Source organism: Terracoccus sp. 273MFTsu3.1, from assembly GCF_000383675.1.
Classification (GTDB): Bacteria; Actinomycetota; Actinomycetes; order Actinomycetales; family Dermatophilaceae; genus Terrabacter.
Map to the genome: position 1 here is coordinate 22,368 of NZ_KB911831.1, position 14,442 is coordinate 36,809.

General features: G+C 70.8%; 15 protein-coding genes and 1 tRNA gene. 8 read left to right on the forward strand and 8 right to left on the reverse strand.

Annotated features, from left to right (window positions below; translation table 11 throughout):
- Positions 1-141: 141 nt before the first annotated feature.
- Both H283_RS0122405 and H283_RS0122410 read left to right on the forward strand, forming a co-directional pair.
- The gene (locus H283_RS0122405; RefSeq protein ID WP_156023396.1) at positions 142-354 is read left to right on the forward strand and encodes a hypothetical protein; all 213 of its coding nucleotides are present in this window, start codon (positions 142-144) and stop codon (positions 352-354) included.
- A gap of 120 nt (positions 355-474) precedes the next feature.
- Positions 475-1,488, forward strand: coding sequence for a DNA topoisomerase IB (locus H283_RS0122410; protein WP_020145772.1), 1,014 nt, complete (start codon positions 475-477; stop codon positions 1,486-1,488).
- A gap of 80 nt (positions 1,489-1,568) precedes the next feature.
- Here the strand turns inward: H283_RS0122410 and H283_RS0122415 are convergent, their stop codons facing one another.
- On the reverse strand, positions 1,569-2,057 hold the full coding sequence (locus H283_RS0122415) for a pyridoxamine 5'-phosphate oxidase family protein (RefSeq protein WP_020145773.1): 489 nt from the start codon (positions 2,055-2,057) through the stop codon (positions 1,569-1,571).
- Between the two features lie 107 nt (positions 2,058-2,164).
- Complete coding sequence (locus H283_RS0122420) at positions 2,165-3,634, reverse strand: MFS transporter (protein WP_020145774.1); 1,470 nt, start codon at positions 3,632-3,634, stop codon at positions 2,165-2,167.
- Positions 3,635-3,876: 242 nt separating this feature from the next.
- On the opposite strand from H283_RS0122420, the gene H283_RS0122425 reads away from it, so the two are divergent.
- Complete coding sequence (locus H283_RS0122425) at positions 3,877-4,995, forward strand: glutamate--cysteine ligase (protein ID WP_020145775.1); 1,119 nt, start codon at positions 3,877-3,879, stop codon at positions 4,993-4,995.
- 62 nt (positions 4,996-5,057) lie between these two features.
- Here the strand turns inward: H283_RS0122425 and H283_RS0122430 are convergent, their stop codons facing one another.
- On the reverse strand, positions 5,058-5,801 hold the full coding sequence (locus H283_RS0122430; RefSeq protein ID WP_020145776.1) for a hypothetical protein: 744 nt from the start codon (positions 5,799-5,801) through the stop codon (positions 5,058-5,060).
- A 150-nt stretch (positions 5,802-5,951) separates the two neighbouring features.
- Here H283_RS0122430 and H283_RS0122435 point away from each other — a divergent pair, with 150 nt between their 5' ends.
- Entirely contained in the window at positions 5,952-6,473 is a 522-nt protein-coding gene (locus H283_RS0122435; protein WP_020145777.1) for a DinB family protein, read from the forward strand.
- A gap of 90 nt (positions 6,474-6,563) precedes the next feature.
- On the forward strand, positions 6,564-6,815 hold the full coding sequence (locus tag H283_RS28555; RefSeq protein WP_028785840.1) for a hypothetical protein: 252 nt from the start codon (positions 6,564-6,566) through the stop codon (positions 6,813-6,815).
- A gap of 110 nt (positions 6,816-6,925) precedes the next feature.
- Here H283_RS28555 and H283_RS0122445 read toward each other — a convergent pair.
- Positions 6,926-7,002: transfer RNA gene (locus H283_RS0122445), tRNA-Pro, on the reverse strand.
- Positions 7,003-7,115: 113 nt separating this feature from the next.
- Complete coding sequence (locus H283_RS0122450; protein ID WP_020145779.1) at positions 7,116-8,054, reverse strand: metallophosphoesterase; 939 nt, start codon at positions 8,052-8,054, stop codon at positions 7,116-7,118.
- Positions 8,055-8,134: 80 nt separating this feature from the next.
- Here H283_RS0122450 and H283_RS0122455 point away from each other — a divergent pair, with 80 nt between their 5' ends.
- Together H283_RS0122455 and H283_RS0122460 are read left to right on the forward strand one after the other, a co-directional pair.
- Complete coding sequence (locus tag H283_RS0122455) at positions 8,135-8,590, forward strand: GatB/YqeY domain-containing protein (protein ID WP_020145780.1); 456 nt, start codon at positions 8,135-8,137, stop codon at positions 8,588-8,590.
- Positions 8,591-8,595: 5 nt separating this feature from the next.
- Complete coding sequence (locus H283_RS0122460; RefSeq protein ID WP_020145781.1) at positions 8,596-8,856, forward strand: hypothetical protein; 261 nt, start codon at positions 8,596-8,598, stop codon at positions 8,854-8,856.
- A gap of 57 nt (positions 8,857-8,913) precedes the next feature.
- On the opposite strand, the gene H283_RS0122465 is transcribed toward H283_RS0122460, so the two are convergent.
- Positions 8,914-11,370: a penicillin-binding protein gene (locus tag H283_RS0122465; protein ID WP_020145782.1), complete on the reverse strand. Its 2,457-nt coding sequence runs from the start codon at positions 11,368-11,370 to the stop codon at positions 8,914-8,916.
- A 284-nt stretch (positions 11,371-11,654) separates the two neighbouring features.
- On the opposite strand from H283_RS0122465, the gene H283_RS0122470 reads away from it, so the two are divergent.
- Positions 11,655-11,960: a WhiB family transcriptional regulator gene (locus H283_RS0122470; RefSeq protein WP_028785841.1), complete on the forward strand. Its 306-nt coding sequence runs from the start codon at positions 11,655-11,657 to the stop codon at positions 11,958-11,960.
- A 74-nt stretch (positions 11,961-12,034) separates the two neighbouring features.
- Here H283_RS0122470 and H283_RS0122475 read toward each other — a convergent pair whose 3' ends face one another.
- Positions 12,035-13,210: an ArsA family ATPase gene (locus tag H283_RS0122475; RefSeq protein ID WP_020145784.1), complete on the reverse strand. Its 1,176-nt coding sequence runs from the start codon at positions 13,208-13,210 to the stop codon at positions 12,035-12,037.
- The gene (locus H283_RS0122480) at positions 13,207-14,259 is read right to left on the reverse strand and encodes an ArsA-related P-loop ATPase (protein ID WP_020145785.1); all 1,053 of its coding nucleotides are present in this window, start codon (positions 14,257-14,259) and stop codon (positions 13,207-13,209) included. Before H283_RS0122480 ends, H283_RS0122475 begins: the two co-directional genes overlap by 4 nt.
- Between the last annotated feature and the right edge of the window lie 183 nt (positions 14,260-14,442).

Genomic DNA, 14,442 nt, shown 5'->3' on the forward strand with positions numbered 1-14,442 from the left:
GCCCCGACGCGGCCCCGAGGCGGCCCCGAGGCGGCCCCGAGGCGGCCCCGAAAGGCACAGGTTCACGTCGGGCGGCCGCGGGTATGGTCGAAGAGGTAGCACGACACAACCACCTACTCGGGGCGATAGGTAATGACTGACGTGACCCCTCACGAATCACATCTGCAGAGCGACGGCTCGGTCTTCCCGCCCGTCACGCCCGACCCCCCTCCGCCGCCCGGTCAGCCGGAGATCAAGGTGCCCGACATGGTGCCGGTCGCCTCACCGGACGGTCCCGACGCCGAGGTGTCGACCCGCGAGACCACGAACGCGACCTCCGAGGTCGCGGGCGTGCGCCCCGACCCGGCTGACTGAGCAGCACCCGTCCGCCCACCACGCCGAGCCGCGCAGCACCGTGGCGCGGTGGGGTGGGGGTGCGGTTGGGGCTCGACCCCGTGCGGGTATCTCCTCGGTGTGAGACTGCGCCGGAGCACCATGGACAAGCCCGGGATCCGTCGCGTGCGACGGGGCAAGGGCTTCAGCTACGTCGACGCCGACGGCAGGGCCGTCGACGCAGAGACCCGTGAACGGGTCACCGCACTCGTCATCCCGCCGGCCTGGCAGGACGTGTGGATCAGCCCGCACCCCAACGGCCACATCCAGGCCGTCGGCACCGACGACGCCGGGCGGCGCCAGTACCTCTACCACGACGCCTGGCACGAGGCGCGCGGCCGCGAGAAGCACGACCGCGTCATCGTGCTGGCCCGCAAGCTGCCGGCAGCCCGCAAGCAGATCGCCGCAGACCTGCGCACCAACGGCCTGACGAGGAAGCGCGTCACCGCCGCAGGCCTGCGGATGCTCGACGCCGGGCTCTTCCGCAGTGGCGGAGAGGAGTACGAGGCCGAGCACGGCTCGCACGGCGTCGCGACGCTGCTCCGCTCCCACGTCACGGTGAGCGGTGAGGACGTCACCTTCGAGTTCCCGGCGAAGTCGGGGGTCACCCGCGAGGCCGTTATGACCGACCAGCTCCTGGCCCGGATCGTACTGTCCCTCAAGCGAAGTGGCTATCCGGGTGAGCGCCTGCTGGCCTACCGCGACACGAGCGGCTGGCACGAGCTGCGCTCGAGCGACCTCAACGTCGCGTTCAAGGAGCTCGTCGGCGAGGAGTACACCGTCAAGGACCTCCGCACCTGGGCGGCCACCGTGACGGCCGCCGTGGCGCTCGCCCGGACCGGCCCCGTCGACTCCGAGCGCGAGCTCAAGCGCGCCGAGAAGGACGCGATGAAGGTCGTCTCCGAGCACCTCGGCAACACCCCCGCGGTCGCCCGCAGCTCGTACGTCGACCCCCGGGTCCTCGACGAGTACGCCGTCGGCCGCACCATCGCACGCAGCCTCTCGCGCCTGACCAAGGCCGACCGCACGCGTCTCGAGCTCGGCGAGCTCGTGCGGGTGCGTGACCGCGACGCGCTCGAGCGGGCCGTCATGCGGCTCGTCAAGGGCGCCGCCTGAGGCGGGGTCCGAAAGCACGTATGCCGCCGGGTTCCCTTCAATGCGAAGGGGACCCGACGGCATACGACCGTCTCAGGCGGTCAGAGGTCGACGACCTCGTTGTCACCCTCCATGCGCTCACCGGTCACCTTCGCCTTGACGAAGTTGGCGATCTGCGTGACCTTGGCGCCGGGAGAGTCCCAGTACTCGGCCGAGTCCGCGCTCACCTTGATGATGATGTTGTTGGGGTTCTCGGGCCCGCCCTCGAGCCAGGCTCCGGTGAAGGAGTTCCACAGCTCGGCGAGCTTGGCGGTGTCGTCGACGATGGTCGCCGTGCCGGACAGCGACACCCAGGAGCTCTTCGAGCTGTAGGCGACGTTGACGCGCGCCGGCGACTGCGCGGCGATGTCGCGCGCCTTGTGGCTGTCGCGCTCGGCGACGAAGAGCACGTCGCCGTCGAACTCGACCTCCTGGGTCGCCATCGGGTGGCTCACGAGGACACCGTTCGAGTCCGCGTGCGTCAGCATCGCGATCCGGATGTCCTTGATCAGGTCGGCGACCTTCCGGGTGCCGTCGTCGTGCTCGCTCATCGCGTTCTCCTCGTCGTCGGGGTCGGTGACGCTGTCCCTGGCGACGTACCCGATGCCCTCGAGCGCTACTCGTTCCTGTCGAGGGTTGGCCGTCCGATGGCCACGGCTCAGGCCGTCGAGGGCTCGGTCTGCGCGACGTCGGTGGACTCGGCGTCCGACGGGCCGCCGTGGGCGACGTCCTCGGCGCGCGTGTGGGGCATGAGCAGCCCGGCTGCGACGGTGACGAGAGCGGCGACGAGGACGGCGAGGAAGACGGCCGTCGAGCCGGCTTGCACCGCCTCGCTCGACGCCTCGCCACCATGGGACGCGATGACGGCGTTCGCGATGGCACCGAAGATCGCGACGCCGACGGCGCTGCCGACCGAGCGCATGAACATGTTCGTCCCGGTGACGACGGCACGCTCGTTCCACGGCACCGAGGCCTGCGCCGCGATGAGCGTCGGCGTGGCGACGAGACCGAGGCCGAAGCCGACGACGAGGCACGAGGCGGCCGTGGCCCAGACGTTGGGGGCGGCCGAGGTGAGCCACAGGGCGAGGGCGCCCACGGTCGCGATGACGAGGCCGATGAGGGCCGTCGGGCGGAAGCCGATGCGCATGTAGAGCCGACCCGACTGCGAGGCCGAGATGGGCCAGCCGATCGTCAGGGCGGCGACGGCGAGCCCGGCCACGATGGGGCTGGCGCCGGTCGATCGCTCGAGGAAGGTCGGCACGTAGGAGGTGAGCCCGACGAGCACCGCGCCGACGCCGATGCCGATGAGGCACGTCGCGACGATGAGCCGGCGGGTCAGCACCTCGAGCGGGAGGATCGGCTCAGCCGCCCGACGCTCGATGAGCCCGAAGACGAGGAGGAGCACGGCGCCGACGGCGAAGGAGCCGACGCTCTGCCACGAGCTCCACGCCCAGGCCTGGCCGCCCTCGAGGACGGCGAGGATGAGCAGGGTCAGGGCGACCGTGAGCACGGTGGCCCCGGCGTAGTCGATGCGGTGCCGACGACGCTCGACGGACTCGTCGTACTTCCGCCAGATCATCCCGGCGGCGAGCAGGCAGAAGGGGATGTTGACGAAGAAGATCCAGCGCCACGAGGCGAACTGGGAGAAGACGCCGCCGAGCGTCGGGCCGACGACGGACGACACGGCCCAGACGCTCGCGATGTAGCCCTGCGTCTTGGCCCGCTCGGCCACGGTGTAGATGTCAGCGGCGATCGTCGTCGTCATCGGCAGGACCGCGCCGGCGCCGAGCCCCTGCAGTGCTCGCATGACGATGAGCGAGCCCATGTCCCAAGCGAACCCGCAGAGGATGCTGCCGATGAGGAAGAGCCCGATGCCGACGAGGATGACCGGCTTGCGCCCGAGCGTGTCGGCGAGCTTGGCGTAGACGGGGACCGACACCGCCTGCGCGAGCAGGTAGACGGAGAAGAGCCACGGGAACTGGGTCAGGCCGCCGAGGTCGGCGACGATGGACGGGACCGCCGTGGCGAGGATCGTGGAGTCGAGCGCGATGAGCGACGTCGACAGCATCAGGGCGATGAGGATGGGCCCGCGTTCCGAGCGAAATCCGAGGGTGGACGAGGTCGACACGTTGCTCCTGCCGGTTGGGGCGACAAAGAGGGACAACGCACGCGGCCGCCGTTCATTCCCGCCGGTCCGGCATCCGGGCGCTTCGCCGCGTGTGACGGGACGCGCTCCGCCACACTGGTGACGCGGAGCAACGGGCGTATGCGGTCCGGTGCAGGCGGCGTCAACGGGCGTCGTCGTGCGCCGTCGGCGGTGCCGGGCCACACGGCATACGTCCTCGGTCGTGCTCCGGAAGGAGTGCCACGGTGCGGACCCTCGGTGTCGAGGAGGAGATGCTGCTCGTCGACGTCCACGATGGTCGCCCACGGTCGGTCTCCGGGCAGCTGCTCTTGCGTGCTGCGAGGCGGCATGCCGAGGGGGTGGTCGACGGTGTGCACGGGGCCGTCGAGGGGGAGTTCCAGCAGCAGCAGATCGAGACGCACACGCCACCCACCGCCGACCTCGACACGCTGCGCCACGAGGTGCGGCACTGGCGGGCGGAGGCCGTCGCGGCGGCCCGCGGGACCGGCTCTAGCGTCGCCGCGCTCGCCACGTCGCCGCTGCCGGTCCGCCCGGTCCCCGTCATGTCGCCGAGGTACGCGTGGCTCCAGGAGCGCTACCAGCTGACGGCCCGTGAGCACCTCATCTGCGGCTGCCACGTGCACGTGTCCGTCGCCGGCGACGAGGAGGGTGTCGGCGTCCTCGACCGCATCCGCGTCTGGCTGCCTGCCGTGCTCGCGCTCAGCGCCAACTCGCCCTACTGGAACGGCGAGGACTCGGGCTTCGCGAGCTACCGGAGCCAGGCGCTCGCCCGGTGGCCGTCGTGGGGTCCGACGGGACGTTTCGGATCGGCGGAGGCCTACCACCGGCTCGTGCGCGACATGGTGATGTCGACCGTGGTCCTCGACGAGGGGATGGTCTACTTCGTCGCCCGTCTGGCCCAGCACTACCCGACGGTGGAGGTTCGGGCTGCTGACGTGTGCTTCACCGTCGAGGAGGCCGTCGTCGTCGCGGCGCTGTGTCGAGGACTCGTCGAGACGGCCGCGCAGGACTGGGCTCTCGACCGTCCGGCGCCGGACGTGGCGACGACGATGCTCCGGCTCGCCATGTGGCAGGCCGGGCGCGAGGGCCTCGGGGGGCGCCTGCTCGACTGGCGGACCGGTCTGCCCGTGCCGTGCTGGACGGTGCTCGAGTCGCTGCTCGACCACGTCGGCCCCGCGCTGGAGGCAGCGGGGGACCTCGCCGTCGTGCAGGACGGGCTCGCGCGGGTGCGGGAGGAGGGCAACGGGGCCGTCAGGCAGCGCGCGATGCTGGCGCGCACCGGTCGCCTCGTCGACGTCGTCGCCGAGGCGGTCCGCGAGACGGCGCTGGCCGACGAGCCGTAGCTCTTCCGGCGCGGGCGTCGGTCGGGCGTCGGTCGGGCGTCCCAGCGGGCATCGGTCGGGCGTCAGTCCGGCGTCGGGAAGCGCTCGTCGTCGTTCGGCCCCGCGAAGACGCGTCGTTCGATCGCCAGGTGGCCGACGAGGTAGCAGACGCCGGACAGGGCCCCGACAATGGCGATGACCGCGGTGCCCGCACCGGCGACGTCGGCGATGAGGGCGCCCAGGGTGCCGGCCACGATCCCGTTGACGACCATGAGGAAGAACGCGGTGCTGCCGACGACGTGCAGCACGAGGTGACGTCGGTGGCCCAGCGAGTACGTCTGCAGGAGCCCGCGGGTGTCGTCGTGGACCGAGGCGGTCAGGTAGGGCGCGAGCTCGGGGGCCAGCTCGACGTAGGCGTGCCGCAGCCGGTTCATCGCCCGGATCAGGTCGGCGTCCTCCCGGCTCGCGAGGTTGACCCGGATCGCCGTGAGCGAGCCCATGACGAGGGCGGCCGACGCGAAGCCGACGGCCATGACCCGGAACGGCGTGCCGAAGCCGGTGGCCTGCGCGGTCAGGGCCAGGACGACGAGGAAGGCCGACACGACGGTGAGGTAGATCGTGATGCGGCTCATGATCTCCGACCACGTCATCGAGCGGGTGCCGAGCAGGCTCCAGTGCTCCGTCGACAGGAAGACGGGGAGACCGGGTGTCGTCGAGTCGCGCAGGAGGGGCGGGTCGGCGGATCCGTCGGGGACTCGCTCGGCCGCTCGCTCGGCCGCGTCCTCGGGGTCGGCGGTCCGGCCTGCCGAAAGGGGCACGTCGCTCATCGCGGTCTCCGTCCCTGCTCGGGGCCGGCCGCCCGGGCCGGCGCCTCCGCACCAGTGTCGCGCCGCGCCGGGCTCGGCACCCGGGGTTTTCGGTCGATGTCGGCGGCAGCTCACCAGGACGGCACGGGGACCTGCTGTCAGGATGTCCGGATGACGTGGACCGCGCCCGACGTGTCGTTGCCGCAGTTCGAGCCGGTGGGGGACGAGCGGACCCTGCTCGAGGCCAGACTCGGCTGGCGGCGCGCCGTGCTGCTCGACACGTGCGCCGGCCTGACCGGCGAGCAGCTCGCCGTGCGCTCCGTCCCGCCGTCGAACCTGTCGTTGCTCGGTCTGGTCCGGCACATGGCCAAGGTCGAGCGTGGATGGTTCCGCGAGTTCATCGGCGGGGAGGAGCTGGAGCCGATGTACGACCCGGCGCTCGGACCCGACGCCGACTTCGAGGACCTCGACCCGGCCCGCGCCGAGGCCGACTACGAGCGGCTGGTCGAGGAGTGCCGTCGCGCTGAGACGGCGCTCGCGGCGGTCTCGCTCGACGACGTCCGCGCCACCGAGGGCGGGTCGTGGTCGGTGCGGGCCGTGGTGGGCCACATGATCTCGGAGTACGCCCAGCACAGCGGGCACGCCGACCTGCTGCGAGAGTGCATCGACGGCCGCACCGGCCGGAGCGGATGACACCAGTGAAGCCGCTCGCGACCCACCCTTGACGACCCCCGGGCTGGCTGGAGGAAGATTCGGGTGAACCGTCCTGTCCCTGGAGGAATGATGTCCGATCACACGATCGCGTCCGACCACGAGCACCTTCCTGACGACGGCTGCGAGGTCGTCGAGCATGGCGACCACCTCGACCACGTCCATGGCTCCGAACGTCACGCCGAGCAGTCCGTGCACACGGACCACAGTGACGCCCACACCGAGGGCGACGGGTGCGAGACGGTCCAGCACGGCAACCACGTGGATCACCTGCACGATGGGCACCGCCACTACCAGCACGGCGACCACGTCGTCGAACACTGAGGCTCCACCTCTGCCCTGAAACTCGCAGGAGATGGCAGGTGACGGTTCCCCGACAGACGACGAAGGGCCCGCTGGAACGACGTCGTCGTCTCCAGCGGGCCCTTCGCGGATGGTCGGGGTGACAGGATTTGAACCTGCGACCTCTTCGTCCCGAACGAAGCGCGCTACCAAGCTGCGCCACACCCCGGTGCTGCATCTACCCCTGATCCGTGGACCGGAGGCAGCAAGCAGAGATGCTAGCGCAGCCTCGTGCCCATCTCCGAATCGGGCTCGTCGACCGCCCCGGGTGACCGTGCCGGTTCAGCCCTGCGAGCGGGGGACGAGCGTCAGGAGGGTCGCCTCGGGACGGCAGGCGAGGCGTACGGGAGCGGTGGGCGCCGTGCCCAGGCCGGCGGACACCTCGAGCCATGCGGCGCCCTCAGGGGCGTGTGACGAGGGCGTGGAGCCGGCTCCCGGCCACCAGCGCGACAGACCCTTGACACGGCCCGTGTCGAGGTCGCAGTTCGTCACGAGCGCGCCGTAGCCGGGCACGCAGACCTGGCCGCCGTGCGTGTGTCCGGCGACGATGAGCTGGGCACCGTCCGAGGCGTACGCGTCGAGCACCCGTTGGTAGGGCGCGTGCGTCACGCCGAGCGTCAGGTCGGCGTCCGTCGAGGCCGGGCCGCGCACGAGGTCGAGGCGGTCGTAGCCGAGGTGCGGGTCGTCGACGCCGCGCACGTCGATCCGCAGGCCCCGCACGGTGAGCGAGTCCCGACGGTTCGTCAGGTCGACCCAGCCACGGGCGCCGAGCCCGCGCACGAGGTCGGCCGTCGGCAGCCGCTGGGTCGTGCCCACCCCTTTGGCGAAGTTGCGGGTCAGGTAGCCGAGGGGGTTCTTCAGCTTCGGGGCGAAGTAGTCGTTGGACCCGAGGACGAAGACGCCCGGGATGCCGAGCAGCAGGTCGTACGCGTCGAGCAGCGCGGGCACGGCGTCGGGCGCCGCGATGTTGTCGCCCGTGGTGATGACGAGGTCGGGGTCGAGCGAGGCGAGGCTGTGCACCCATGTCCGCTTCGCGCGCTGGCGGGGCAGCAGGTGCAGGTCGGACAGGTGCAGCACCCGCAGCGGCTCGGCGCCGTCGGGCAGCACCGGCACCTCGAACCGACGCAGCACGTAGGCGTTCCGCTCGACGAGCGAGGCCCAGCCGAGCACCCCGGCGCCGGCGATCCCCAGGCCCAGGACGGTCTTGGTCACGGCACGCATGGGGCCCATCCTCGCACCCGACCGCGCGACCCCCGACAAACCCGGCGGGACCCGCGTGGCCGACCTGACAGACTGGCCCCATGAGCACCCTCAAGGAGCAGCTGAAGTCCGACCTCACGTCCGCGATGCGCGAGCGCGACCAGGTCCGGGCCGGCTCGCTGCGGATGGCCCTCACCGCCGTCACCACCGAGGAGGTCGCCGGCACCGAGCACCGCGAGCTGACGGACGACGACGTCCTCAAGGTCCTCACCAAGGAGGCCAAGAAGCGTCGCGAGGCCGCGACGGCATACGTCGGCGCGGGGCGCCCGGAGCTCGCGGCCAAGGAGGAGGCGGAGCTCGCCGTCCTCGAGGCCTACCTGCCGACACAGCTCGGCGACGACGAGCTCGAGGCGATCGTCCGCGAGGCGGTCACCGCCTCCGGCGCCACGGGCATGCCGCAGATGGGCCTCGCGATGAAGGCCGCGAACGCTGCCGTGGCCGGCCGCGCCGAGGGTGGGCGGGTCGCCGCCATCGTGCGCCGGGTCCTCGCGGGCTGACGGACGTGTCGACGCGCTGGGTGGCCGTCGTCGGTGGCGTGCTCACGGTCGTGGGCGCTGCGTGCGCCGGCTGGGGACTCGTCTACCTCGCGGGCGCGCTGTCGCCCGAGAACGCCGGCAACGAGCTGCGGGAGATCGGTGTCGCCGTCGGCATCGGCGCCGTCGTCGTGGGCGCCCTCCCGGCCGTGGCCGGGATCCTGCTGATGGTCAGCGCGAGCCGGCGCCGGCGTCGGGAACGTTCGGCGGGCACGGTCCGCTCGTCGTGAGATGGCGGTATGACGAAGGCCCGACGCGGATCGCGTCGGGCCTTCGTCATCGTTGGGTCAGCCGCGGCCTGGCGGCTTGGTCGGCTTGCCCGGCTTGCCGCCCCCGTTGCCGTTCCCTCCGCCTCCGCCACCGCCACCGGTGCCGCCGGGGTTGAAGACGGTGGTCTGCGGTGCGGGTAACGCCTGGCGGGACCCACCACGGGAGGTGTAGATCGTGATCATGCTGCCGGCCGGCGGCGACTGGTAGGGCGAGATGCCGGCGACGAGGCCCTGCGGCACCTGCGAGGACATCGTGCCGCCGACCTGGGTCTGGAAGCCCGCCGCCTGGAGCAGGGACTCGGCCTCGGCGACGGAGCGGCCCACGACCGCCGGCAGCTGGCCCGGGGTCACAGTCTGGTTGCTGGTGTCGGTGCCGAGGTACTTGTCGGCCGGATCCCCGAACTTGACCTCGGGCTGGCCGTCGAGGGCCCGGTTCATGATGGCCTTCCAGATCGGCGCGGCGATCGCCGCTCCGTGCATGACCGGGTAGAACTCACCGCCGACGTGGACGTTCTTCATGACGCGGGACACCGGGTCGTAGGGCGTGCCGACCCAGACGGCCGTCACGAGCTGCGGCGTGTAGCCGACGAACCACGACTCGTTGTTGTTGTTGGCGGTACCGGTCTTGCCGGCCGACTCACGGGTGCCGTCGTTGAGCTGGTTCCGGATGCCCGAGCCGTGGGTCATGTTGTACTCGAGGAACTTGTCGGTCGCGCGTGCGACGTCGGGCTCGACGACCTGGTCGCACTTCGACGCCGGCAGGGCGATGTTCTTGCCGCCCTGCGTGATCTTCGTGATGGCCACCATCGGGCACTTCTTGCCGTCCGCGGCGAGGACGCCGTAGGCGTGCGCGACACCCTGCGGGGAGACGTCGTCGCCACCGAGGATGTACTGCGGGGCGTACCTGCCGATCGTCTGGCCGTCGGAGCGGTGCAGGCCCAGGCGGATCATCGTGTCGCGGACCTTGCAACCGCCGAGCTTCTCGACCAGGGCGACGAACGCGGTGTTGGTCGAGAGGGCCGTCGCCTCCATGAGCGAGATGTTGCCGCCCTTGAACGGGGTGTCGTTGCGGACCTTCCACGTGTCGCCCGGGCCGCAGTTGGCGGTGCCGCCGGGCCACTCCTTGGGCGTGTACGTCGCCTTGCTCTCGCCGCCGGCCGCCTTGGCGTTGATCGACGACTTCGTCGTCATGCCGGACTGCATGGCCGTGACCAGGGCGAACGCCTTGGCGGTCGATCCGAACTGGAACCCGCCGGATCCGCCGTACTTCTTGTCGAGGGCCCAGTTGATGCCCGTCTCACCACCGGCGTCCTTGGTGACGGAGTATGCGGTGTTCTGGGCGAAGGCGAGCACCTTGCCGGTGTTGGGGTCGGCGACGTAGGCGGCGGAGCCGATCCGGGCCTTGTTGCCGATCGGCACCTTCTTGGTGATCTCCTTCTGCGCGTAGTCCTGCAGCTTCGGGTCGAGCGTCGTCGTGATCGTGACGCCGCCGCGGTAGAGGGTGCGCTTGCGCTCCTCGACGGTCTTGCCGAGCTGGGGCATCGTCAGGGCGTAGTTGACGATGAAGTCGCACCAGTACGGGTACGGCGAGGCGAGGCACGTGCTCTTCGGCTGCGTGACGCGCATGTCCTGTTTGAGCGTGCGCTTCTTGGCGGCCTGCCACTGCTTGTCGGTGATGCGGTCGAGCTCGTGCATGCGGTCGAGCACGACGTTGCGGCGGGCCAGGGCCTTCTTCGGGAAGTTCACCGGGTCGGTCGTGCCGGGGTTCTGCGTCAGGCCGGCGAGGAGCGCGGCCTGCGACAGGGAGAGCTTGTCGGCGTGGACGCTGAAGTAGTGCTGGGCCGCGGCCTCGACGCCGTAGGCGCGGTCGCCGTAGTAGACGAGGTTGAGGTAGCCCTCGAGGATCTGGTCCTTCGTCAGCTTCTTCTCCAGCGTGATCGCGTACTTCAGCTCCTTGAGCTTGCGCATGTAGTCCTTCTTGACGGCCTCGGCGGCCGCCTCCTCGTTGCCGGAGCTGAGGGCGGAGTACTGAAGCGAGATCTTGACGTACTGCTGGGTGAGCGACGAGGCACCGACCGAGGAGCCGTTGCGCAGGTTGGAGATGACAGCGCGGGCCGTGCCCTGGATGTCGATGCCACCGTGGTCGTAGAAGCGGTGGTCCTCGATCGCGACCTGGGCTTCACGCATGATCGGCGCGATCTTGTTGAGCGGCACGATGGTGCGGTTCTGCTCCTGCGGCGTCGCGATGACGGTGCCGTCAGCAGCGAGGATGCGGGAGGTCTGGGCCAGCGGGTCGGTCGTGAACTCGCTCGGGAGCTCGTTGAAGACGTCGACGCCGCTGCGCGCGAGCGCCCCGGTGGCACCCACCGCGGGCATCACCAGGCCGGCGGCGAGCAGTCCGAGCACGAGCGCGGACGCGAGAAACGCGCCGAGCAGGCTGATGACGCCACCGATCGAGGTAGTGCGTGAAGACATGGGCCCAAGGGTAACCGCTCACCCTATGGCCACCGGATTTCCGCAGTCACCGGGCCTGTGGGTGTCTCAAAGCGCCCATCCGTGCCTCTGGATGACCAGGGGTCCGAGGTCCAGGTGACTAGTCACCGTCTCAACTAAATGGTCCATAGAGGCTATGTCCGGCACGGCCCAGCGCTCGTAATGTCTCGTTTGGGCCTTAGGGGGGTCCACATGATCAGGATCGGTGGGACGGTCCGCGGTCAGTCCGGATGTCATGGGAGGCGCCGGGCGGGGAGGGGTAAACAATGAGTGCTGTCGCAATCGTGGATCCGTGGGTGGACGAGTGGGCCAGTCAGGCCAGCTGTTCAGGCTCGGACCCGGATGCTCTGTTCGTCCGAGGCAAGGCTCAGCACGACGCGAAGGCCGTCTGCAAGACGTGTCCTGTTCTCGCGCAGTGCCTGGCCGAGGCTCTCGACAACCGGACCGAGTTCGGCGTCTGGGGAGGCATGACCGAGCGCGAGCGCCGGGCCCTGCTCCGCAAGCGTCCGGACATCACGTCCTGGAAGTCGGCGCTGCGTGCGGGCATGGCGTCACAGGTCAAGCACGACTGAACCGGCGGCACGCCGACCGGTCTCCGGTCGGTGCACGTCGAACGTGAGCGGGGCCGTGGCCACCTGAGGGTGGATCACGACCCCGCTAACGCATGCCCGATCTCACGCAAGCCGTCGAGGTCGTGGACGTCGCGTCCCAGCGCCGGCACCTGCACGACGGGTATGCCGGGGTGTGACCGTGAGAAGCGGTCCGCGAGCTCACGCTGTCGCTCGGCTGTGCGCACGAGCGAGGCGTGCAACCGCAGCAGGCCGGCGGCGTTGGACGCCGACTTCGGCCCTCCGCCCTCCTCGAGCGACTCCGCGGCGGCGAGCGCGCGCGACGGGGTGACCCCGGTCGCCGAGACGCGACCGATGCGGTTGACGACGAGCCCGGCGAGCGGCATGCCGTCCGCCTCGAGACGGTCGACGAAGTAGGACGCCTCACGGAGCGCGTCACGCTCGGGTGCGGCGACGACGAGGAAGGCCGTGCCGTCCTCGGAGAGCAGGCGGTAGGTCTCGTCGGCGCGCTCGCGGAAGCCGCCGAACATCGTGTCGAGCGCGTTGACGAACGTCTGGACGTCGGTGAGCATCTGCCCGCCGAGGATCTTCGTCATCGTCGACGTCACGATCTGCACCCCGACGCCGAAGACCTTGAGGCCGGCGCGGCCGCCCGCCTTGGCGGGCGCCGTGAGCAGACGGATGAAGCGCCCGTCGAGGAAGCTTCCGAGACGGTTCGGGGCATCCAGGAAGTCGAGGGCCGAGCGCGATGGCGGGGTGTCGACGACGATGAGGTCCCACGGGGCGTCCTCGGTGCCGGCGCTCGCCTTGAGTTGACCGAGCTTCTCCATCGCCATGTACTCCTGCGTGCCGGCGAAGGAGCTGCTCACGGCCTGGTAGAAGGGGTTGGCGAGGATCTGCTCGGCCTTGCCCGGCTCGGAGTGGGCGATGACGACCTCGTCGAAGGTCCGTTTCATGTCGAGCATCATCGCGTGGAGGCTGCCACCGGCCGAGGCATCGATGTCGGTGACCGGTCGAGGGGTGTTGTCGAGCTCGGTGAGGCCGAGCGACTGGGCCAGGCGGCGGGCGGGGTCGATCGTCAGGACGACGACCTTGCGGCCCGACTCGGCGGCGCGCAGGCCGAGGGCTGCGGCGGTCGTGGTCTTGCCGACGCCGCCGGAGCCGCAGCACACGACGATCTGGGTCGACGGGTCGTCGATGAGGGTGTCGATGTGGAGCAGGGGCGGCGTGGTCGAGACGGGTCCGGGGCTCATGGGCGGACCTGTTCGGAGCCGGGCCCGACGCCGGCGTGGCGGACGAGGAGCGGCACGAGGAGGTCGGCGAGCTCGCGGACCGAGCCCGAGTCGACGCCGCCCGGGAGCGCGGGCAGCTGGGCGATCGGCAGGCCGGTGGCCTCGAGGAGGGCGAGCTGCTCGCGCTCGAGGTCGATCCGCTGCGCGTGGTCGCGGGCCTCCTCGAGCAGGCCGTCGACGAGCTCGGGTGTGGCCTTGACGCCAGCCTCGCCGAGCTGGGTGCGGATCGACGGCTTGTGCAGCCGTCCCTCGCGAGCCTGCTCGAGCGCCGTGTCGTCGAGGAGCGGCTCGCGCACCATGTTGACGATGATCGCGCCCGGGTGCAGGCCCTTGGCGCGCAGGTCGTCGATGGCCTCGAGGGTCTCCTGCACGGGCATCTCCTCGAGGAGGGTCACGAGGTGGACGACGGTCTGCTCGGACTCGAGCAATCGGGTGATCGAGCTCGCCTGCGAGGCGATCGGGCCGACGCGGGCGAGGTCGGCCACCTCGGAGTTGACCGAGAGGAAACGACCGATGCGTCCGGTCGGCGGCGCGTCGAGGACGATGCCGTCGTAGACGGGGGGTGCGTCGCCCTTGTGCTTGCCGTCTCGACGGCGGCGGTTGGCCTCGTAGATCTTGCCGATGAGCAGGACGTCCCGAACGCCGGGGGCGATGGTCGTCGCGAAGTCGATGGCGCCGAACTTCTCGAGGAGCTTGCCGGCGCGGCCGAGCTTGTAGAAGAGCTGGAGGTACTCCAGGAGCGCGGCCTTGGGCTCGATGGCGAGGCCGACGACCTCGCCGCCTCCGGGCAGGCGCACGATGCGGGTCTCGTCGGTGCCGAGCGGAGGGACGTCGAAGGTCTGGCTGATGCCCTGCCGGCCCTCGACCTCGGTGAGCAGCACGTGGGCGGGGGTTGACGCGAGGGCCAGCGCGATGGCCGATGCGACGGTGGTCTTGCCCGTGCCGCCCTTGCCGGTGACGACGTGCAGCCGCACTCGCGCCCAGGAGGGGTCGGTGGGGCCGGTCGTCACCCCTCCACCTTAGGGCGAGACACGCGGGACACCGGTGGCGCGGGCCCCGAGCCGACGTCGCCTCCGTCAGTGCCCCGCCGGCCGGAGCAGTGACGCAGGGCGGGGCCGTGCACCCGGGTCGGCGCCCTACGTCACTGCTCCACCGGGCGGAGCAGTGACGTAGCGCAGAGCCCTGGGGTGTGC